This window comes from Sorangium sp. So ce448, from assembly GCF_051520915.1.
Taxonomy (GTDB): domain Bacteria; phylum Myxococcota_A; class Polyangia; order Polyangiales; family Polyangiaceae; genus Sorangium; species Sorangium cellulosum_B.
The window spans coordinates 3622293-3642509 of record NZ_CP150343.1 but is presented as its reverse complement, the minus strand read 5'-3'; the positions used below and the strand labels follow the sequence as shown (position 1 = coordinate 3642509).

The window sequence follows — 20217 nt, the reverse complement described above, 5'->3', positions numbered from 1 at the left end:
GGCCATCCCTCACCCCTGTGGCCTGGCTACGACACCCTTGAACATCCGGTGGGTGCGCGAGAGCGCCTCCATCTGCTCCTTGACCGCGGCAGCGTCGCGCCGGCCGATGGCCTGACGCGAGCGCTCCACGATCCCGCGCGCCTTGCCGATGGCGTCGCGGCCGAAGTCGCTGGACGCCACGATCTGCTCGACCTGCGGGAACATCCGCTCGATCTCTGCGATGAGCTTCTCGGCCTCCTGCCGGACGCCCTCGAACTGGTCGCTCGCGCGGCGATCGACGAGGTACTCCTTCGCCGCCTCCATCATCTCGCCGACCTCCTCCTTCGTGAGGCCGCTCGACGCGGTGACCTGGATCGACTGCTGCTGGCCCGTCTCCAGATCCTTCGCGCTCACCGAGACGATGCCGTCGCTGTTGATCTCGAACGTGACCTCGATCTCGACCTGCCCCTTCGGCGCACGGCGCAGGCCGGTGAGGATGAACTCGCCGAGCAGCTCGTTGTCCGTCGCCTTCTGGTGCTCGCCTTGCATGACCAGGATCTTGACGGCGGTCTGGTTGTCGCGGCTCGTCGTGAAGATCTTCGATCGGCTCGTGGGCACCGTGGTGTTCTGCGGGATGAGCTCCTCGAAGTTCGACCCGAACGTCATGATGCCGAGCGCGTGCGGCGTGACGTCGAGCAGGATCATCTGCTTCGTCTCGTCCACGAGCGCGGCGCCCTGCACCGCCGCGCCGAGCGCGACCACCTCGTCGGGGTGCACCCCCTTGCACGGCTCGCGCTCGAAGAAGTCGCGGACGGCCTCCTGCACCCTCGGCATGCGCGTCATGCCGCCGACGAGCACGACGTCCTCGATCTCGTCGCGGTCGAGCCGCGCGTCCTCGAGCGTCTGGCTGCAGATCTCGATGCACCGCTCGACGAGGTCCTCGCACAGCTCCTGCAGCGTGGCCCGCGAGAGCGTCCGCTGGAGGTGCAGCGCCTCGTTCCGCGCACTCGAGATGATGAACGGCAGGTTGATCTCGGTCTCCAGGACGCTGGACAGCTCGCACTTCGCCTTCTCGGCCGCGTCCTTGAGCCGCTGGAGCGCCATCCGGTCCTGCCGCAGATCGACGTCGTGCTGCTCCTTGAAGCCCTGCACAAGCCAGTCGATGACGCGCGCGTCGAAGTCCTCGCCGCCGAGGAACGTGTCCCCCGCCGTGGCGATGACCTTGAAGACCCCGCCCGCGCCGATCTCGAGCACGGAGATGTCGAACGTGCCGCCGCCGAGGTCGAAGACGGCGATCGTCTTCTCGACGTTCTTGCCGAACCCGTACGCGAGCGCTGCAGCCGTCGGCTCGTTGACGATGCGGATGACGTCGAGCCCCGCGATCTGGCCCGCGTCCTTCGTCGCTTGCCGCTGGTTGTCGTTGAAGTAGGCGGGGACCGTGATGACCGCCTTCGAGACCGGTTCGTTGAGGTAGTCCTCCGCGAACAGCTTCATCTCCTGGAGGACCATCGCGCTGATCTCGGGGACCGAGTACGTCTTGTCGCGCAGCTGGATGCGGACGTCGCCGTGCGGCCCCTCGACGATCTTGTACGAGGCGGTCAGGATCGCGTTCTTCACCTGCGGGGACGACCACTTCCGGCCGATCAGCCGCTTCGCGGCGTAGACCGTGTTCTCGGCGTTGGTGATCGCCTGCCGCTTCGCGATGTGCCCGCAGAGCCGCTTGCCGGCCTCGGTGATCGCGACCATGGACGGCGTCGTCTTGTACCCACCGCGATTCGGGATGACGGTCGGGACGCCCTCCTCGACGATGGCAACGCACGAGTTCGTGGTGCCAAGGTCAATGCCGATGACACGCTCCATCGATGCCGCTGCTCCTCTTGTGATCTTCGGCCCGAACGGCCGCTGAGGCCACGATGCTAGACCGTTTCGCGGAGCCGAGCGGGCCAATCGTGCGCCGCCCATGCGGAAGGCGCCGCCCCGGGCCTGCCCGAGGCCGGCGCGCCTTCTGCAAGGGCCGGCGCTAGACTTGCTTCCCCTGCTGTTTGGCCTGCTCGCGCGCCTGCGCGACGAGACCGCGCAGCCTACCATCGTTCCCTGCGAGCTCGGCGGCGCGCTCGAGCTCGCCGGCCGCGCTCTTCGCGAGCCCCGCGGCCGCGTACGACAGCGCGAGCGTGATCCGGTACTCCACGGAGGTCGGCACGAGTTCCACCGCCCGCCGCGCAAACTCCACCGCCCGCCGCGAGCTCTCCCCGGCGTGGAGCGTCGCGTGCGCGACCCGCTCGTGCGCGCCGGCGTCGTCCGGGCGGCCGTTGCACACCTTCACGTAGCTCAGCGCCGCCTCGACCCAGCGGCCGTTCTGTGCCTCGTACTCGGCCTGCTTGAGGTACCCGTCCGCCAGCGCCACCGCCGCGAGGCGCTCCACCTCGGCCGACGCCGTCTGGAGCTCGGCGTCCTCCGGAGCCAGCGACGCGGCGATCCGGTAGGCGTTGGCCGCGCTCGCGAACTCGCTCCGATCGAGCGCGGCCCGAGCCACGTCGGAGTACCGCGCGATCTGGCTCCGGAGCGCCTCGTTGCGGGCGTTCTCGTACCGCGCCTTGAGCGCCTCGACCGCCCGAATCGACTCCGGCGAACGCACGCCGGAAGGGGTCTTCGGCGGCGCCGCAGGGGCGCCTGCCGAGGCAGCCGGCGCGGTGGCCGCTCGAGGCGCAGCGATCGCCGCGGACGGCGCGGTGGCCCCTCGAGGCGCAGCGGTCGCAACTGCCGGCGCGGTGGCCACCCGAGGCGCAGCGGTCACCGCGGCCGGCGCTGTAGCCGCCCCGGACGCAGCGGCCGCCGACGCAGAGGGCGCCCCCGGCGGAGCGCGCCTCAATCCTCCCGTGAGCTTGCGCGCGAACGTCTCACGCCGGTCCTTGGCGGTGGGAGCAGGCGCGACAGGCGAGGCCGGCGCTGCGCTCCGCGCCGGCGCGCCTCCGTTGTCGGGCGAGCCTCCTCCTGGGGACGGCTGCGCCGGCGACGGCTGAACCGGCGCGGCGGCACCGGAGGACACAGCGGACGCGCCCTGCCCTGCGGGCGCGCGCTCGGAGGAATAACGCCCGGGCGACGCGCCCATGTCGCGCGGATCGGCGAAGGCGGCGCGCACCGTGGCGTCGACGGCGGTCGTTATCGTGGCGATGTCGCGCGGCGTCTGCTCGATCAGCGCCGCCATCGTCCGGTTCTTGTGGGTCTGCTCGAGGTACGCGTCGTACTCGGCGCGCCGCTGCTTCGACGTCAGCGTGTCGTGCGCCAGCGTGATGCGCGTGAAGATGGCCTCGATCTTCGGCTTGTAGGAGCCGAGCTGCTTCCGGAAGTAGGTGTCCGGATGGAACTCCGGCGCGAGCTGGTAGTAGGCGCTCTTGATCTGCTTCTTGTCGGCCTGATCCGCGACGCCGAGCAGCGCGTAATAGCTGAGATCCTCGAGGCGGTAGTAGAGGTCGAGGATCCGCCGCTTCCTGTCGGGGGCGAGCTCGACCGGCTCGTCGAGCTCGGCAGGATCGTAGAGCGGCAGGGACTCCATCTGCTGCAGCGCGTCCCGGCCGAGCGGAGCGGCCTCGGACCCGGACGGCATCGTCTTCTCCGGATCCACCGCGGCCGCGCGCCGCGCGGCGTCCCGCGGCGGCGGCTGTCCGGAGGGCTCCCCGTCAAGGAGGATCGCGCCGAGGTCGCGCAAGCGGCGCAGCGCCTCGACGGTGTCGCCGTGCGACATTCCCGTGATCAAGGACAGATCCCGATCCGTCAGGACGCCGTCGATGCGGGACAGGAGGAACGCCTCCGCGGGTTTCAGCGGGAGCGATTTGAGATCGTACCCGGGCTTCGGCCTTGGAACACGGAACGTCATCGGGTCGAGCGGCGGCCCCCTCCCGCTCGAGTCTAGCGACGAACGCGCGCCCGTCGCAATTGCAGACCACGGCGAGCGCGCCCTTCAGCGCGGCTTTTCCCCGGGGCCCGTCAGGGCCTCGGTGATCACCTGGTCCTGGATCGAGATCGCCCGCTCCAGCAGCCCGACCGCCCGCGCGCGGGCCTGCGTCGCCGCCTCGCGATCCCCCTTCGCTTCGAGCGCCTTCGCGCGGCGCTCCTCGACCACGCCAGCGACCTCGTAGAGGTGGCCCTGATAATGAGAAGGCGCCGGCGCCAACCGGAGGCCCGCGTCGATATCGCGGGCCGCGGCGTCGAACTCGCCGGCCTCGCTCCGGAGCTCCGCCAGCCGGGCGTAGGTATCCGCCGTCACCTCGGCGACCTCCGGCGGCGCCCCCGGCGGCCTCGGCGCGGCGATGATCCCCTCCAGGGCGCGGAGCGCAGCGGCGCGATCGCCCGCACCGAGCGCGACGTCGGCGGCATGGTGCGCCGCGCGCGCCCTGGAGAGGAAGGCGAGGAGCGTGGGATCGACGACCTGGGCGGGGGCGCACGCGCACGCCGGATCGCCCGGGCCCCCGGCAGCGCGCGCCCGCTCGTCGCCCGGGGCGCAGCCGAGGTGCGCCGCCGCGAAGAGCCCCAGGCAGACGGCGACGAGGTGCGAGCCCCGCATCAGCGCACCCCCCACGCCGCGTAGCGGTTCTGGCGCAGATCGGACGCGCGCGCGGCGGCGATGCGATCGATCCGCTCCGTCTGACCGCCCTCCCGCGGAAAGGGCGCGGCCGGATCGAAGAGCGCGGCGGTCGAGCGCGCCTCGATCAGCAGGGGCCGCGCGGCGAGCGCCGCGGCAGGAGCAGCGCCCGCGGGCGCGCGCGCGACGGAGGCGCGCTCTTCCCTGATCTGGCCGACGATCAGCGCCACGGCCGCCGCGGCCGCGGCGAGGGTCGAGAGCGCCGCCATCGTCACCGGCGCGATGCGCCGGGGGCCGCGCGGGGGCGAGGCGCGGAAGGCCTGGTCGACGAGCGCGCGCCCCGGGAGCTCCGAGAGCGCCGCCGGACGCCACGCGGCCCGGAGCGCAACGGCGAGCTCCGCGAGCTCGTCGCGCGCGTCAGGCGAGCCGAGCGCCCCCTCGCCGCCGGAGCCGCCGCCCCGCCCCGGCCCGCTGCCGGAAGCGGCGCGGGGCTCCAGCGCCTCCCGCAGGCGCTCGGCGGCGCGCAGCTCGACCTTGGTCGGCGGCGCGCCCTCGTCGCCGAGCGCGCGCGCGAGCAGCGCCTCGTGATCCGCCCTGTCGAGCCCGGCCGGGCGGGCCGCCGCCCTGAGCGCGTCCGCGAGCGGGACCTCGCCGCGATCGAGCGCCTCCGCGAGCGCGCGCGCCGCGCGCAACTCGTCGTCGGACGCAGGCGCGAGGGGCTCCGGGCCGGGCACGACGAGCGCGAGCCGCCGGCCGCGATCCGCGCCGGCGCGGCGCTCCAGAGGCCCGTCGCCGGCGGGCGGCGAGCGCGGATCCGAGGGCAGCCGCGGCTTCATCGCGCTCCGTCCTTGCGCTCCGCGCGCGGCGCGGCGAGCGCCTTCTTCAGCGCGGTCATGGCGCGGTGCAGGACGACATCGAACGTCGCCACGCTGACCCCGAGCGCGAGGGCCACCTCGTCGCGGGGCCGCTCGTCGAGCACCCGTAGCCGGATCGCCTCGGCGTAACGGGGGTTGAGGCGCCCGAGCGCGTCCTCGACGCGCGCCCGCGCGTCGGCGAGATCGCGCTTCTCGCAGAGCTCGGCCTCTCCACGCGCGGTGAGGTCGGTCTCCGCGGCGTCGATCTCGCGCTGAAGATCCTCGGGCTCGAAGAGCGCCTCACGGCGGCGCGCGCGGAGCATGTCGAGCGCGATGCGCAGCGCGATGACGCGGAGCCACGGATAAATGCCGCAGCTCTGCCACTGGAACTGGTAGAACCGCTCGATCACGCGCGCATACGTCTCGGCCAGAGCGTCCTGCGCGGCCGCGTCGGAGCCGAGGCGGGGCAACAGCACCGCGCGGTACAGCGCTGGCCCGTATTTGCGGAGCAGCTGCCCGAGCGCGAGGCGATCGCCCTGCGCCGCGCGCTCGCACAGCAGGCGCTCCGCCTCGAGATCGGGCCTCGCTGCTGCCACCGCCGTCACAGCGGCGACGATACCCGGACGCAGAACGGAGCGCACCGGTGTCCGCCTCGCGCCCCTCTCGGACCGGCGCGCCCCGCGGTCCTGGAGCGCCTGCGCGCCGCCGGCGAGCCGCCGCGCGCCCCCCGCGAGGAGGGCGCGCGGCGGCTCGCCAGCGACAGGCGGAACCGAGCGCGGGAGGACCACGGCATTCACCCCTCGACAACGGGCCAAACCCGTGGACCTTACGGCCAGGAGCCGCCACATTGTGCGGGCCTCCACGCCGGGCGTCCGGCGTGAAAGGAGCCCAGGTGACCCTCGATACAGCGTTCAGGTCTCCCCCACACCCCGGCGTCGGGCAGCGCTTCGGGACCGCCCTGTGACGGCCGGGCCGTCCGACGAACGGAGGCGCTCGCTGCACTGCGCGCGCTGCGGCGCCCTCAACGGCGGCGACTTCAGCCGCTGCATCCGCTGCGGCGCGCCGCTCCTCGCGCCTCCTGCCCACGCCGCGCCGACCCGAGGGCGCCTCGACGGGCGAAGCCTGCTCGCGACCAAGATCCTGGGCGGGCTCACGGCGTTCGTGTTCGTCGGCCAGCTGATGGCCGCGCACTCGCGCGATCTCGGCCTCCTCTCGGCGTGGGACACGTCGAGCTACCTCCGCTTCGGCGCGCTCCTCCTCGCGCCAGGCGTGCCCTTCGAGCCGTTCCGGCTGCTCTCCGCGGTCTTCGTCCACATGGGCGTCCTCCACTTCGGCATGAACATGGTGACGCTCGGCATGCTCGCCCGCGCCGCCGAGCCCGCCGTCGGCTCGGCGCGGTTCGCCATCGCGTACGTGCTCACGGGCCTGTTCGGCTTCGGCGCGAGCGCCGCATGGAACCTCTTCGTGCAGCCCGAGGTCGTGTGCACCGCGGGCGCGAGCGGCGCCGTGTTCGGCGTGATGGGCCTCCTGCTCGGCTGGCTGCTCCGCCGCCGCGACCCGCGATGGAAGGACCTCGCGCTCCAGGCCGTGTTCTACATCGTCCTCTTCGGCTTCGTCGTGAACGCGTCGAGCACGGGCGTCCGCATCAACAACGCCGCGCACATCGGGGGCCTTGTGAGCGGCGCGCTGCTCGGGCTGAGCTACGCGGGCCCCGCGCGGGGCCGGTACGAGGGCGTGATGAACGCCGGCGCGCTCGCCAGCGTGCTCGCCTGCCTTGCCGCGCTCGCGCTCGCCCAGCGCTCGCCGGTCTGGCGCGCCGTGGAGTCGCTCGACGGGAACGCGCGGCAGGAGGCGCCCGGGCCCGCGCTGCACGGCCAGGCCAAGGGGTTTCCCGAGGACACGCTCGTGGCGCTCGGGGCTCGACCGGCGGGCTCGCTCGTGCCGGGGGCGCCTGACGCGACGTGACGCTGATTGCGGCGCACGGCTCGAACGTCTAAGCGCCATCCTCGCATTCACGTGGGGGCGGGCCAATCCGTCCGTTCCCTCTCAGGAGACGTCATGGTCCGAACCTCATCGCACATCGCCTCGTGCGTGCTTGCCGCGTCTCTCCTCAGCGGCTGCCATGTCACCATCCAGAGCGGCAACACGCCGGCAGAGGCCTCGCCGCCGCCCCCGCCGCCCGCCAAGAAGGCCTCCCGATCGCGCAAGCCGGCCAAGCCCGACCCGGAGCCCGAGCGGCGCAGGGCCCCGAAGTGGCGCCTGCCCACGAACAACGCGCCGCGCCTCACCGCCCCGAACGCGTTCGGCAACGGGGAGGGCGGTGCCTTCCGGGGGCTCGCGTACGTGATCCCCGAGAACACCCAGAAGCTCCCGACCTTCGACGGGCTCGTGCCGTTCGCCGTGCTGTTCACGGACAAGTTCGAGGTGAAGTCGCAGGACTTCACCGGCGGCTTCCCGGGCGCGCTCGCGCAGAACGAGTGGTTCGCGATCCGGTTCGAGGGCGAGTTCAAGGCGCCCCAGGAAGGCGTGTTCCAGCTCAGGCTCACCTCGGACGACGGCGCGGTCCTCTACATCGACGACAAGCGCGTGGTCGCGAACGACGGAGTCCACAGCGCGAAGACCGTGGACGGCGAGGCCCGCCTCACGGAGGGGACGCACCGGCTGCGGCTCGACTACTTCCAGGCGCAGCGGGGCCAGGTCGCGCTCATGCTCCAGATCGGCCAGAAGGACAAGTTCGAGCCGCTGGTCGGCCTCCGCTGACGGCGCGCCGCGCCGGCCGCCCCTGCCGCACCCCGCCCTGGCGGGCACGCGGGGCGCGCGGCCGGTTTTCATGTGCCCGCGCACACCGCGGCGCCCTCGTTCGCCTTTTCGTGTATCGTCGCCGCCGCCCATGGCGTCGGTGAACCCACTGTCGCGCGAGCTCGTCTTCAAGATCGTCTATTACGGGCCCGGTCTGGGCGGCAAGACGACCACGCTGGAGTACTTGCACGCCACGGCGAAGCCCGAGTACCGCGGCAAGCTCGTCTCCCTCGCGACGCCGGTCGATCGAACGCTCTACTTCGACTTCTTGCCGGTCCGGCTCCCGCAGCTGCGCGGGATGAACGTGAGGCTCCAGCTCTTCACGGTGCCAGGGCAGGTCTATTTCAACGCGACCCGAAAGCTGGTGCTCACGGGGGCCGACGGGATCGTGTTCGTCAGCGATTCGCAGGCCGTTCGCGCCGACGCCAACATGGAGAGCATGGAGAACCTGCGCGAGAACCTCGCCGAGCAGGGGCGGGCGCTGGAGCACCTCCCGCACATTTTCCAGCACAACAAGCGCGATTTGCCCGACTTGCTGCCGCTCTCGGAGCTCGACGCGATGTTGAACCCGTCCCGCGTCTTCTCGCTGGCCACGTCGGCGAAGACGGGGCTCGGCCTCTACGAGGGGCTCGAGGAGATCAGCGCCGCTGTCCTGCGCGCCTTCGAGAGCCGCCTGCCCGACGCGATGGGGCGCGGTCTGGGCGGGTTCGACGCGATCGAGGGCGGGCTCGCCACCGCGCTGCGCGACGCGTCGCCGCCGCCGTCGGCGCCGCTCGACGCGGTGATCTCGCGGCTCGCGCCGCCCAGCAAGCCGTGGTCGACGATGCCACCGGACTCGACGATCGGCGATCCGAGCGAGGGTGCGGCCGCGCCCGGCGTGGCCGCATCACCTGGCGGCGAGCTCGCGCCGCGCAGCGCCGGCGTCAGGGATCCGGTGAGCCGCGGGCTCCCGCCGTCGCTGCGGCTCGCCGCCCGGAGGCTAGCCGCGCCGGCGGACGCCCCGGCGACCGCGCGCGCGGACGGCCCGTCCGCGGCGACGAGGCACCTCGCCCAGCCGGCCCTCTCGTTCGTCGCGCTCTGGCCGACCGCCGAGCGGGAGGCGATCGCGGAGATCGAGGCGACGATCGCCGCGGAGCGGTATGCCCTCGCGCTCGAGCGATGCGACGCGCTCGTCGCTGGGATCTTCGACAAAGCGGCGGAGCTCGCGGGCTCGAGCGGCACGGCGCGCGATCCAGCGACGGTGCCAGCGCTGCTCGGCCTGGACGGGCGCCGCTACCTCGGCTTTCGTGCCGTGGTCCGCAGGGCGCGCGCGGGCGGCGAGATCACCGAGCGTGACGCGCTCAAGGCCTTCGCGTTCGTCCTCGAGGCGCGGCTCGCCGAAAGCGCGATCTGACGCGGTCCCTACGGCGGGAGCGCGCCCGCCGCGCCCTCAGAGCCGGTCGAGCGAGGCGACGCCGGAGTAGCGGCGCATCGACACGCTCATGAGGAGCGAGATCGCCACCATCACCGTGGTCACGCTCGATCCGCCGTACGAGAACAGGGGCAGCGTGACACCGACGACGGGCAGCACGCCCGACGTCATGCCGAGGTTGATGACCGCGTGCCAGAAGATGATCGCCGCGCAGCCGACGCCGAGCACCGCGCCGAAGCGATCCTTCGCCATCGACGCGATGCGGATCCCCCACACGACGAGGAACGCGTAGAGGCACACGAGGACGATGCACCCGACGAACCCCCATTCCTCGGCGAAGACAGGGAACGGGAAGTCCGTGAACTGATCCGGCAGGAAGAGGAACTGGTTCTGGGTGCCCCGCAGGTACCCGCTGCCGAACAGACCGCCGTTGCCGATCGCGACGCGCGAGTGGTGGGCGTGCCAGCCGCGGTGCAGGAGATCCTCCTCGGGGTTGAGGAACACGAGCACGCGCGCGCGCTGGTAGTCGAGCAGCACGTACTCCCAGATGATCGGGATCGCCACCGCGATGGACACGACGAACAGCGCGGCGCTCCTCCACCGCACGCGCGTGACCGCCGCGATCGTCAGGAAGACGAACACGAGGATGAGCGCCGTCCCCAGATCGGGCTGCTTGAGCACGAGGAGCGCAGGGACCGCCGTCAACGCCGCCGGGATCGCCAGATCGCGGAGGGTGCGGCCCTCGTTGCGCGGATCGTCGTGCAGGAACTTCGCCAGCGCGATGACCAGGAACACCTTCATGAACTCGCTGGGCTGGAACCGGAACGCGCCGAACTCGATCCACCGGGCGGAGCCGCGCACGTCGCGCGCGAGCACGAAGACGAGCGCCAGCGAGAAGACGCCGAACGTGTAGAGCACGTAGCCGAGGCGCTCGAGGTGCCGGTAGTCGAGCGCGATCAGCACGCCGCCGATGATGCCGCCCATGAACAGCCAGTACACCTGGCTGATGTAGAGCTCCGCGCGCGCGCCGGAGTAGACGCTCGTCGCGCTGTAGAGGTTGACGACGCCGAGCACCGCGATGGCCACCGCGGCGATGAAGAGCGGCCAGTCGAAATGATCGCGATCGCGCGCAGAGAGAGAGTCACCCCGGATCATGGCGTGCGCCCCGACGCGGCGGGCGCGCGGCCCGCGCTGCTCTTGCCCGCGCGCGGCCCCTCGCTCGGGCCGCCGCGGCGCTCCTTCGCGAGCTCCTGGTACGCGCGGACCACCTCGAAGGCGACCGGCGCCGCGTGCTTGCCGCCCGTGCCGCCGTGCTCGACGAGCACGACCACGGCGACCTCGGGCGAGCGCGTCGGCGCGTAGCCGGCGAACCAGGCGTGCTCGCGGTTGAAGTACCAGACCCGCTCGGCCTCGACGCCGCGGGTGAGCCGGTGCGAGACCTGCGCCGTCCCCGTCTTGCCCGCCATCTCCACGCCCGCGACGCGCGCCTTGAACGCCGTGCCGCCCTCCTCGTTCACGCCGGCGACCATCGCGCGGTGCACGAGGGAGAGGTTCTCCGGCCGGATGTCGATCTGGCGGCGCACGCGCGGCGTGAACTCCTGGACGACCGTGCCGGCGCTCGTCTCGACGGCCCGCACGATCTGCGGCTGGTACAGCGTGCCGCCGTTCGCGAGCGCCGCGTACGCGAGCGCGAGCTGGAGCACCGTGACCGTCGTCGCGCCCTGGCCGATCGCCGCGTTCAGGCCGAACCCGAGGCGGAACTGGCCCTTGTTCCGGAGCGTCATCCACGCCCGGGTGGGCATCCTGCCCCCCGCCTCGGCGTTGATGCCGAGCCCCGTCCGCGCGCCGAGCCCGTAGCGCTGGCCCATCTCCGCGATGACGTCCATGCCGACGCCGTACTCCGCCGCGAGCCGGTAGAAGTAGACGTTGCACGACTCGGCGATCGCCTGCTGCATCGCGACCGGCCCGTGCACGTGCGTGCACCGGAAGGTGCGCTTGCCGAACGTCAGCGCGCCCCGGCACCGCGAGGACTGGCGGGGATCGATGAGCCCCTTCTCGAGCGCCGCCAGCGCGGTGAACGGCTTGAACGTCGAGCCGGGGGGGTAGGCCCCGGACAGCGTCTTGTCGAGCGCGGGCTTCAGCGGATCCGAGTAGAGCCTCCGGAACGCGTCGCGGATGACCTGCTTCCCCGAGCCGCCGGAGAGCGCGTTCGGGTTGTAGCCGGGCTTCGAGTACAACCCGAGGATCCGCCCGGTGCGCACGTCGATGACCGCGACGCCGCCGGCGAGCTCGCCGCGCATCGCCTTGTCGATCGCCTTCTGGATGTCGGCGTCGAGCGTCAGCCGGAGATCGCGGCCGGGGATCGGGTCCACCCGCCGCGGCTCCTCGATGATCCCGTCGCCGCCCGTCCTGCGCCGCCCCTTGGCGTCGACGAGCACCTTCTCCCAGCCGCGCGTGCCGCGCAGGTAGCTCTCCCACGCGCGTTCGATGCCGGTGACGCCGATGCGATCGCCCTCGATGTACCCGACGCTGCGGAGCGACGCGAGCCGCTCGGCGTCCACCTCGGCCATGTAGCCGAGGACGTGCGAGCCGACCTCCTCGTACGGGTAGTAGCGCACCGGGACGGGCACCACGTCGACCCCCGGCAGCTCGGCGTCGTGCGTCGCCAAGGTCGCCACGGCGTCGCGCGAGATGTCCTCTTTGAGCAGGATTTGCTGGTTCTTTCGCGGGCCCTCGTCGGCGCGGATCGAGGTGATCAGCGCCTCCAGCCGCGCGCGCTCCTCGATCCCGATGCCGAGGTACTCGACGAGCTTCGGCCAGATCGTCTCCATGTCGAGGCGCCGCGGGACGACGTAGACGTTGTACGACGGCCGGCTCGCCGCGAGCACCTTGCCGTTCTTGTCCCGGATGATCCCGCGCGTGGTCGCGAGCGTCACGCGCCGAACGATGTTCTCGCGAGCGATGGCCTTGTTCTCGTCGACCTCGAGGATCTGCAGGTAGAACAGGCGCCCGAGGAGCACCATGAATCCGACGGCCATGCCGAGCGCGATCCACCGGAAGCGCCGGCGGAACTCGCTCACGTCGGAGCGCTGGACGAGCAGGCTCACCGCGGGCTCTCCCCTGGCCGCGGGACGTTGATCGTCGCCTGGTGCACGCGCTCCGCCAGCCGGAAGACGAACGGCGCGAACAGCGCCGTCGAGACGGCGTGCGGCGCGACGAGCCGGGCGAGCGCGCGGGTGCGCGCCGCGTCGCCCCCGAAGATGGCGGTGAGGATCACGATGAGCACCCCCTCGACGAGGCCGAAGACGAAGGCCAGCGCGATCTTCGTGAGGAGCGTCTGCGCCGAGAGCCGCACGCCGGCCGCCCGCGAGACGACGAAGGTCGCGACGGTGATGAAGGTGAACAGGCCGACCGGCGCGCCGGTGAAGAGATCGAGCAGGTACCCGAGCAGGAACGCGAGCGCGGCGCCCCGCGCGATCGAGTACTCGTGCACCCCCATGAACACGACGAGCGGCAGGAGCAGGCTCGGCGTGGAGCCCGGGATGTTCAGCTTGCCGATGAGCCGGAACAGGTTCGACTGAAGGATCAACAGGGCGGCCCCCATCGCCAGGAACGCGGAGTTTCTCATCGCGTCACCTCCGCTGCGCCTGGGGGGGCGTCTCCTCCGGAGGTGTCGTCGTCACGATGAGCACCTCCTCCAGCCGGGAGAAATCGACCGCCGGCGCGACGTACACCTGCTGGTAGATGCCGAAGTCGCGACGGACGACCTGCGTCACGGTCCCGACCGGGATCCCCTTCGGGAAGCGCCGGCCGACGCCGCTCGTCACGAGCAGATCGCCGACCTCGATCTCGTCGGTGCGCTGCACGTACTCGACGCTGCAGGAGTACTTGCTCTCGTCGCCCGTGCCGCGGACGAAGCCGCGCGCGCCGGTGCGCTCGACCACCACGTCGACGCCGCTGCCCCCGTCGACGACGAGCCGCACGTCGACCGTGTCGCCGGCGCTCTTCAGCGTGGTGCCGACGACGCCGTCCGCGGAGAGGACCGGCAAGTTGGAGCCGATGTCCCGCGCCTCGCGATCGAGCGTGACGCGGACCACCCGGAAGAAATCGTTCGTGCTCTTGCCGACGACCTGGGCGCTCACCACGTCGGTCCGGAGGCTCTGGCGCAGGTCGAGCAGCCTGCGCAGGCGGCGGTTCTCTTCCTCGAGCGCCTCGAGCTTCCGCACCCGCTCTCGGAGGCGGGCGATCTGCGAGGCCTGCCTGGCGTTGTCTTCCTTGACGTCGACCAGGTAGATGTAGTCGCCCCAGAGGTTCGAGATCCCGCGCGCCAGCGTCGCGGCCGCGTACTGGATCGGCGCCGCGATGCTGATGATGATCCGGTCGGCCCCCGTGTTCTGCTTGGGGTCGCGCATGCTGGCGCGCAGGAACCAGAACGGCACCGCGAGCGCCAACAGCACGATCACGAAGTCGCGGTAGCGTTTGAGGTTCACCGTGGCTCCCGGACCCAGGTAGTACGAGGCGCCCCGCGAGGCCACCCCTCTCGACGCCGCGCGCGGCGCCCACCCCGGCGCGGGGCGGCTCGCCGCGCGCCGCAAACACCCCCGCCGGCGTGCTCACGGGCGGGACACGAAGACGACCCTCAGCTGATCGTGACCTCTTTCAAGAGCTCGAGGTGATCCAGCGCCTTGCCGCTGCCGAGCACCACGGCGCTGATCGGGTCGTCGCACACCATCACGGGCAACCCCGTCTCCTCGCGGAGGAGCACGTCGAGGTTCTTGAGGAGCGAGCCGCCGCCGGTGAGCACGATGCCCTTGTCGACGATGTCGGCCGCCAGCTCGGGCGGCGTGCGCTCCAGCGCGATGAGCACGGCGTCCACGATGGCGTTCGTCGGCTCGCTCAGCGAGTCGCGGATCTCGTCGGAGTTGACGACGACCGTCTTCGGGATGCCCGCGACCATGTCGCGCCCCTTGACCTCCATCGTGAGCTGCTGCTCGAGCGGGTACGCGTTGCCGATCGTGATCTTGATGCGCTCCGCGGTCTGCTCGCCGATGGCCATGTTGTACTTGCGCTTCATGTAGGCCATGATCGACTCGTCCATCTTGTCGCCGCCGACGCGAACGCTCTGCGAGTAGACGATGCCGGCGAGGGAGATCACGGCGACCTCGGTCGTGCCGCCGCCGATGTCGACGACCATGTTGCCGCTCGGCTCGGTGATCGGCAGCCCGGCGCCGATCGCGGCCGCCATCGGCTCTTCGATGAGGTAGACCTCGCGCGCGCCGGCGCCCTCGGCGCTCTCCTTCACCGCCCGCTTCTCGACCTCGGTGATGCCGAACGGGACGCAGATGATGATGCGCGGCTTGACGAGCGTGCGGCGGTTGTGCGCGCGCGCGATGAAGTACCGGAGCATCGCCTCGGTGATCTCGAAGTCGGCGATGACGCCGTCGCGCAGCGGTCGCACCGCCTGGATGTTGCCGGGGGTGCGACCGAGCATCTCCTTCGCCTCGCGGCCGACGGCGAGCACCTTCTTGCCGCCGCGAGCATCGCGCTGGACGGCGACCACCGAGGGCTCGCAGGACACGATCCCCTTGCCCTTCACGTAGATGAGGGTGGTTGCGGTGCCGAGATCGATCGCGAGATCGTTCGAGAACAGGCCGTAGAGCCAGTCGAAGATCATCGCTTCGCCCTAGAAAGGAAAAAGGTTAAGCCGAGCACCGCAGAGGATGCAGCAGCCCGACCAGGCGCCCGCTTGCGCGGGCCCGGCGGCGGCGGCCAGCGGTGCAGCGTGGCCTAGCCCTTCGAGATCTTGCCTTCTTTGTGCTCGGTGTGCTTGCGCTCGGTCGGGCAGAACTTCTTGATGACGAACTTGTCCGTCATCGTCCGCTTGTTCTTCGTCGTGTGGTAGTTCGCGCGGCCACAGTTGCCGCACGTCAGCTTGATGATGTCGCGCATCGGAGGTCTCCGAAGACAGGGCCGACCTGTTTCCACAGGCGGCCCTGGTTGAACCTAGGCACGGGCAGCACGGGAAGCGCTAGCACCGCAACCGGCAGGGGGCACCAGAGGACGTGTGTCGGATCAGCGACGCCCGACCGCCCGTCTGGAGGGCGCTACCCTACGAGAAACGATGCAGTTGTCAACCGGGAGCGCTCATTCGTCGTCCCAGTCGTCACCGGTGCGGCCGCGATCCCAGTTCTTGTTGTTGCTGCGCCGGCCGCCACCACCAGCGCCGCCACCGGCCCCGGGAGGACCGTCCCCGTCGTGAGCGCCGCGCCGCCGGCGATCATCGAACGTCTTGCGCGCAGGCGGCGGAGGAGCTCCGCCACCACCACCACCACCGCCGAAGCCGCCGCCGCCGCCGCCGCCGCCGCCGGCGAAGCCGCCGCCTCCGCCGGCGAAGCCGCCGCCACCACCGCCGAAGCCGCCGCCACCACCGCCGAAGCCGCCCGGACGGTCCTCGCGCGCCGGCCGCTCACCCTTCGGGTGAGCGAGGTTGACGACGAGCCGCCGGCCACGCACGTCCACGCCGCGCAGGGCATCGATCGCGCCGCGCGCCGCCTCGGCGCTCGCCATCGTCACGAAGCCGAACCCGCGCTTGCGACCGTCAGGATCCATGGGGAGGTGGACCCGCACCACCGGACCGGCGCCGGTCGAGCCGATGAGCCCCTCGACTTCCTCGACGCTCGCGTCGTAGGGGAGATTGCCGACGTAGAGGGTGCGATCGGGCGCTGCAGCGAGCCCGCCGCCGCCCATACCGCCACCGCCGCCAGGGCCACCTGGACCGCCGCCGCCGGGGCCACCGCCGGGGCCCATCGGGCGCCCCTCGCGCCGCGGCGGCTCGGCCTGGAAGGGGCGGACCGAGATGGACTTGCCGCCCTGAAATGAACCGTCGAGCGACTCGCGCGCGGCGTTGGCTTCGCCGGTCGTCGAGAGTGTGACGAAACCGAACCCGCGCGGACGACCCGTCGCGCGATCTTTCGGAAGACTGACCTCGACGACGTTGCCGCCGGTGGCCTCGAAGAGCTGCCGCAAAACGTCTTCGGTGATGGAGTCGGGCAAGCCCGCCACGAACAACTTACGCGAATCTTCAGCCATTGTAGAAAAACCTGGGGTTGGCCCCTGCGTTCCCTCTTATTTGGTCCACTCGCTCCGTGATCGATGTCGATGACACGGAGCCTTTCGCGAGCGCGCCTCTCGATCGCCCCTGCCGCCCCTCCGTCGGCGGAAGGAGCGACCGAGCTAATCGAGCGAAGGTCGGCGGGCCGACCCTCTGGTGCAAACTCCACCCCACGATATCTGGCGCCCCTGGCGCGTCAAGGGACCCGCCACGGGCGGGCGAGCCAAATGAAGGCCAGGAGGGAGCCGTCGGTGGCCCTCCGCGCCCCTCCGCGCCCCCTCCGCGCCTTCACCCCTCAGGCGAGCGCCGGTCCGGAGGCCCGGGGCGCCGGTCCAGGCGACCAGAGACCCCGCAGCGCGCGCTCCGTCACAGGCGGGCGTCGCCAGACCGGCGCTCGGGAAAACCGGCGCTCGGGAGGGCCGAGCGGTCCAGCGCCGCCCGGCGAATGAGCGCATCGCGCGGCGTGGATCTGCCCGAAATCCGAGACGACCGGTCCAAGGTGCCCAGGTGCGGGGTCACCTTTCGGCCCGGGTGCGGGAGGCCCGAGGCGCCTCGGCCTCATCGTCCTCGTCGGACGGATCATCGTCCGCGACGCGCGAAGCGCCGTCCAGCGGGCTCGCCCCGGCGCTCGACGGCTCGCCGCGCGCCGCCATGCGCAGGAAATAGAGCCCCACCGCGAACAGACCGAAGCATGCCCACTGCGCGGGAGTGAGACCGGCATAGCGCGGATCGCCGCCGACGACCGTGCCCTCCCGCTCGCGCAGGAAATCGAGCGCGAACCGCACCGGAGCGTACGCGGTGCACATGATCCCGGTGTAGAAACCGAGCGGACGATGGGGGTTCCGGCGCCAGAGCAACGCGAACGCGATCGCGAGCGGGATCGCGAGCACACACTCATATAGGCCGAGATCGAACCGGCCGACGTGTCCCGTCCCGAGCGGGTACTGGACCGCGAACCATGCGTCGGAAATACGGCCCGGATGATCGTGGACCGACGCGCAGCCCGCGCGCCCGAACACCCACGCGAGCGGAAACGCGCTGTTGACGACCTCGCAGTAGGGCATGATCCGCTCGCGGCGATAGAAGCGCCACGCGAAGGCGCCGGTCAGCGCGCCGGTGAAGCCGCCGAAGCTCGACAGGCCGTCCCAGAGCGCGAAGAGGTAGAGAGGATCTCGGGCGACGCGCTGCGGGTGATAGAAGATCGCGTCGAGGACGTGCCCGCCGATGAACCCGGCCGCCACGACCCAGAAGATGAACTCGCTCATCTTCTTCTCGTCGAGGCGCCGCTCGCGCGCGTGCCGCGTGGCGACCACGGCGCCGATGTAGACGCCGAGCGCCACCAGCGTGCCGAACGGCTTGATCGAGGGCGGCTTCGCCGGATCGATGAGCTGCCCCACGAGCGGGATGTGCTCCAGGAAAGCGAGCGGGATCTCGGGGAGCTCGATGTACGGGATCAGAGGGCCTGACACGTCGCTCCCCTAGCGCAGCGACGAGGCGAAAGCCATCCGCCGTCGATGACGTCGGAGCGACAAGGCCGCGCCACGCGCGCCGGGGCGCGCTGAGCGGGGCGGGGGCGCCAGGGACGCAGCGAGGCCGCCTTCGCCCGGTCGAGCAACGCGCCGCCGCGCCACGAGGCCACCGCGCCCGCGCGAAGTCCGCCGCGACGCCGCGCCGGTGTCGTCAAGAGTTCGCCAACCCCGGGGGACAGGCGTAAACCTGCCGCATGAGCCGCTCCCCCGTGCGCGTCGCCACGCTGACGCTCAGTGACACCCGGACCCTCGACGATGACGAGGGCGGACAGCTCCTCGGCGAGCTCCTGAAGCGCGCCGGCTTCTCCGTGACCTCCCACGCCGTCATCCGCGAAGAGCCCGAGCTGCTGCGAGGGGCGATCGTTCAGATCGCGGACGCAGGCTCGGCCGACGCGGTCGTCACCACAGGCGGGACCGGGATCGCCCCGCGCGACCGGACCCTCGAGGCGCTCGCGCCGCTCTTCGAGAAGACGCTCGACGGCTTCGGCGAGGCGTTCCGGCGCCTGAGCTGGGACGCGATCGGGCCGAACGCCATCCTGTCGCGCGCCGCGGCCGGCGTCGCGCGAGGGCTCGTGGTGATCGCGCTGCCCGGCAGCCCGAAGGCGGTGGAGCTCGCCGTCACGCAGATCATCGGCCCCGTCCTCGCGCACGCGGTCACGCTGGCGTCCGGCAAGGGCGGACACCACCACCGGCCCCCGCAGCCCGTGCAGGGCGAGGAGCAGCGCCGATGATCTCATTCGAAGAGGCGCTCGATCGGCTGCTCGCGACCGCTGCCCCGGTCGGCCCCGAGCGGGTGCCGCTCGACGACGCGGCTGGGCGCGTGCTCGCCGAGGACATCGCGGCCGCCGACGCGATGCCGGCCTTCGACTACAGCGCGATGGACGGCTACGCCATCGCCTCGGCCGACCTCGCGGGCAGCGGGCCCTTCAGGCTGCCCGTCCGCGGCGAGAGCGCGGCCGGCCGCCCGCTGCCGGCGCTCCACCCGGGCACGGCGTGTCGGATCTTCACCGGCGCGCGGCTGCCGCCCGGCGCCGACACGATCGCGCCGCAGGAGGACGCCGCGCGCAGCGGCGACGAGATCACCCTGCAGGAAGCGCCGCGGGCGGGCGCCTGGGTGCGCCGCCGGGGCGCGGACCTCGCGGAGGGCGCCGTCCCGCTGCGCAGCGGAGCGCGGCTCACCCCGGGAAAGGTCGCACTCGCGGCCGCGCTCGATCGCCCAAGCGTCCTCGTCGCGCGCCGCCCCGTGGTCACGGTGATGTGCTCCGGCGACGAGCTGCGCGCGCCCGGCTCGCCCGGCCCCGCGGGCACGATCCCGGAGTCGAACAGCTACTTCATCGCCGCGACCGCGCGCGCGGCCGGCGCTGCAGTCCGCATCGCGCCGTTCGTCCCCGACGACGCGGCGCGCGCCGCCGAGGCGGTGTCGACGGCGCTGCGCGGGTCCGATCTCGTGGTGACCGTCGGCGGCGTGAGCGTCGGCGACCACGACATCGTCCGCCCCGCGCTCGAGGCGGCCGGCGTGTCGCTCGATTTCTGGCGCGTCGCCATCAAGCCGGGCAAGCCGCTCGCGGTGGGGCGCGCCGAGCTCTCGCGGTGCGGCGTCGTCCACGTGCTCGGGCTGCCAGGCAATCCGGCCTCGGCCTCGCTCACGTTCGTCCTCTTCGGCGTGCCGCTGCTCCGCGCGCTCCAGGGCGACGCGGCGCCGCGGCCGCCCCGGGTGATCGTCCGCGCGGACAGCGCGCTCAGGCGCCAGGCCGGTCGCGCCGAGTTCCTCCGCACCCGCCTCGACGCCTCGAGCGGCGAGCTCGTCGCCCGCATCGCCGCGAACCAGGCGTCGGGCGCCGTCACGAGCTTCGCCGAGGCCGACGCGCTCGTCCTCGTGCCGGCCGATCGGGAGCGCATCGACGAGGGCGATCGCCTCGAGGCCATCCGCCTCGCGGAGATCTGACAGCGCGCCG

The 20217-nt window shown here is 72.1% G+C and carries 18 protein-coding genes; 5 read left to right on the top strand and 13 right to left on the bottom strand.

Features of this window, described 5'->3' with window-relative positions:
- Positions 1–9: 9 nt before the first annotated feature.
- The 5 genes from dnaK to WMF45_RS14030 form a co-directional block, all read right to left on the bottom strand.
- On the bottom strand, positions 10–1839 hold the full coding sequence (gene dnaK, locus WMF45_RS14050; RefSeq protein ID WP_012235052.1) for a molecular chaperone DnaK: 1830 nt from the start codon (positions 1837–1839) through the stop codon (positions 10–12).
- A 160-nt stretch (positions 1840–1999) separates the two neighbouring features.
- Positions 2000–3853 carry a DnaJ domain-containing protein gene (locus WMF45_RS14045; protein WP_437717404.1) on the bottom strand — a complete coding sequence of 618 codons (1854 nt, stop codon included), beginning with the start codon at positions 3851–3853 and terminating at the stop codon, positions 2000–2002.
- 84 nt (positions 3854–3937) lie between these two features.
- Positions 3938–4540 carry a hypothetical protein gene (locus tag WMF45_RS14040; RefSeq protein ID WP_437717403.1) on the bottom strand — a complete coding sequence of 201 codons (603 nt, stop codon included), beginning with the start codon at positions 4538–4540 and terminating at the stop codon, positions 3938–3940.
- Positions 4540–5394 carry a hypothetical protein gene (locus tag WMF45_RS14035; RefSeq protein WP_437717402.1) on the bottom strand — a complete coding sequence of 285 codons (855 nt, stop codon included), beginning with the start codon at positions 5392–5394 and terminating at the stop codon, positions 4540–4542. Before WMF45_RS14035 ends, WMF45_RS14040 begins: the two co-directional genes overlap by 1 nt.
- Positions 5391–6200, bottom strand: a complete 810-nt coding sequence (locus WMF45_RS14030; RefSeq protein WP_437717401.1) for an RNA polymerase sigma factor — start codon at positions 6198–6200, stop codon at positions 5391–5393. The genes WMF45_RS14035 and WMF45_RS14030 overlap by 4 nt, the downstream gene beginning before the upstream one ends.
- 172 nt (positions 6201–6372) lie before the next feature.
- Here WMF45_RS14030 and WMF45_RS14025 point away from each other — a divergent pair, with 172 nt between their 5' ends.
- From WMF45_RS14025 to WMF45_RS14015, 3 genes are all read left to right on the top strand, one after another.
- Positions 6373–7377: a rhomboid family intramembrane serine protease gene (locus tag WMF45_RS14025; RefSeq protein ID WP_437717400.1), complete on the top strand. Its 1005-nt coding sequence runs from the start codon at positions 6373–6375 to the stop codon at positions 7375–7377.
- A gap of 93 nt (positions 7378–7470) precedes the next feature.
- A complete protein-coding gene (locus WMF45_RS14020; protein ID WP_437717399.1) occupies positions 7471–8172 on the top strand; it encodes a PA14 domain-containing protein in 702 nt (233 codons plus the stop codon).
- Between the two features lie 130 nt (positions 8173–8302).
- Positions 8303–9604, top strand: coding sequence for a GTP-binding protein (locus tag WMF45_RS14015; protein WP_437717398.1), 1302 nt, complete (start codon positions 8303–8305; stop codon positions 9602–9604).
- Between the two features lie 36 nt (positions 9605–9640).
- Here the strand turns inward: WMF45_RS14015 and rodA are convergent, their stop codons facing one another.
- The 8 genes from rodA to WMF45_RS13975 all read right to left on the bottom strand — a co-directional run bounded on the left by rodA (position 9641) and on the right by WMF45_RS13975 (position 18202).
- The gene (gene rodA, locus WMF45_RS14010) at positions 9641–10777 is read right to left on the bottom strand and encodes a rod shape-determining protein RodA (protein WP_437717397.1); all 1137 of its coding nucleotides are present in this window, start codon (positions 10775–10777) and stop codon (positions 9641–9643) included.
- A complete protein-coding gene (mrdA, locus tag WMF45_RS14005) occupies positions 10774–12729 on the bottom strand; it encodes a penicillin-binding protein 2 (RefSeq protein WP_437717396.1) in 1956 nt (651 codons plus the stop codon). Before mrdA ends, rodA begins: the two co-directional genes overlap by 4 nt.
- Entirely contained in the window at positions 12726–13250 is a 525-nt protein-coding gene (locus tag WMF45_RS14000; RefSeq protein WP_437717395.1) for a hypothetical protein, read from the bottom strand. The genes mrdA and WMF45_RS14000 overlap by 4 nt, the downstream gene beginning before the upstream one ends.
- A 4-nt stretch (positions 13251–13254) precedes the next feature.
- Positions 13255–14112 carry a rod shape-determining protein MreC gene (gene mreC, locus WMF45_RS13995; protein ID WP_437535265.1) on the bottom strand — a complete coding sequence of 286 codons (858 nt, stop codon included), beginning with the start codon at positions 14110–14112 and terminating at the stop codon, positions 13255–13257.
- Between the two features lie 149 nt (positions 14113–14261).
- Positions 14262–15296 (bottom strand): rod shape-determining protein, encoded by a 1035-nt coding sequence (locus tag WMF45_RS13990; protein WP_276598056.1) that lies wholly within the window; start codon positions 15294–15296, stop codon positions 14262–14264.
- Positions 15297–15409: 113 nt separating this feature from the next.
- Positions 15410–15571 carry a 50S ribosomal protein L33 gene (gene rpmG, locus WMF45_RS13985; protein ID WP_012235039.1) on the bottom strand — a complete coding sequence of 54 codons (162 nt, stop codon included), beginning with the start codon at positions 15569–15571 and terminating at the stop codon, positions 15410–15412.
- 195 nt (positions 15572–15766) lie between these two features.
- Positions 15767–16711 carry an RNA recognition motif domain-containing protein gene (locus tag WMF45_RS13980; protein ID WP_437717394.1) on the bottom strand — a complete coding sequence of 315 codons (945 nt, stop codon included), beginning with the start codon at positions 16709–16711 and terminating at the stop codon, positions 15767–15769.
- Between the two features lie 537 nt (positions 16712–17248).
- Positions 17249–18202, bottom strand: a complete 954-nt coding sequence (locus WMF45_RS13975) for a prolipoprotein diacylglyceryl transferase (RefSeq protein ID WP_437717393.1) — start codon at positions 18200–18202, stop codon at positions 17249–17251.
- A gap of 254 nt (positions 18203–18456) precedes the next feature.
- On the opposite strand from WMF45_RS13975, the gene WMF45_RS13970 reads away from it, so the two are divergent.
- A complete protein-coding gene (locus WMF45_RS13970; RefSeq protein ID WP_437717392.1) occupies positions 18457–18993 on the top strand; it encodes a MogA/MoaB family molybdenum cofactor biosynthesis protein in 537 nt (178 codons plus the stop codon).
- Complete coding sequence (locus WMF45_RS13965; protein ID WP_437717391.1) at positions 18990–20207, top strand: molybdopterin molybdotransferase MoeA; 1218 nt, start codon at positions 18990–18992, stop codon at positions 20205–20207. Before WMF45_RS13970 ends, WMF45_RS13965 begins: the two co-directional genes overlap by 4 nt.
- The last annotated feature ends 10 nt before the right edge of the window (positions 20208–20217 follow it).

Coding starts and splice junctions, on each gene's coding strand:
- dnaK (WP_012235052.1), bottom strand. CDS start 1,839: ATGGAGCGTGTCATCGGCATTGACCTTGGCACCACGAACTCGTGCGTT.
- WMF45_RS14045 (WP_437717404.1), bottom strand. CDS start 3,853: ATGACGTTCCGTGTTCCAAGGCCGAAGCCCGGGTACGATCTCAAATCG.
- WMF45_RS14040 (WP_437717403.1), bottom strand. CDS start 4,540: ATGCGGGGCTCGCACCTCGTCGCCGTCTGCCTGGGGCTCTTCGCGGCG.
- WMF45_RS14035 (WP_437717402.1), bottom strand. CDS start 5,394: ATGAAGCCGCGGCTGCCCTCGGATCCGCGCTCGCCGCCCGCCGGCGAC.
- WMF45_RS14020 (WP_437717399.1), top strand. CDS start 7,471: ATGGTCCGAACCTCATCGCACATCGCCTCGTGCGTGCTTGCCGCGTCT.
- WMF45_RS14015 (WP_437717398.1), top strand. CDS start 8,303: ATGGCGTCGGTGAACCCACTGTCGCGCGAGCTCGTCTTCAAGATCGTC.
- rodA (WP_437717397.1), bottom strand. CDS start 10,777: ATGATCCGGGGTGACTCTCTCTCTGCGCGCGATCGCGATCATTTCGAC.
- WMF45_RS14000 (WP_437717395.1), bottom strand. CDS start 13,250: ATGAGAAACTCCGCGTTCCTGGCGATGGGGGCCGCCCTGTTGATCCTT.
- WMF45_RS13990 (WP_276598056.1), bottom strand. CDS start 15,296: ATGATCTTCGACTGGCTCTACGGCCTGTTCTCGAACGATCTCGCGATC.
- rpmG (WP_012235039.1), bottom strand. CDS start 15,571: ATGCGCGACATCATCAAGCTGACGTGCGGCAACTGTGGCCGCGCGAAC.
- WMF45_RS13980 (WP_437717394.1), bottom strand. CDS start 16,711: ATGGCTGAAGATTCGCGTAAGTTGTTCGTGGCGGGCTTGCCCGACTCC.
- WMF45_RS13970 (WP_437717392.1), top strand. CDS start 18,457: ATGAGCCGCTCCCCCGTGCGCGTCGCCACGCTGACGCTCAGTGACACC.
- WMF45_RS13965 (WP_437717391.1), top strand. CDS start 18,990: ATGATCTCATTCGAAGAGGCGCTCGATCGGCTGCTCGCGACCGCTGCC.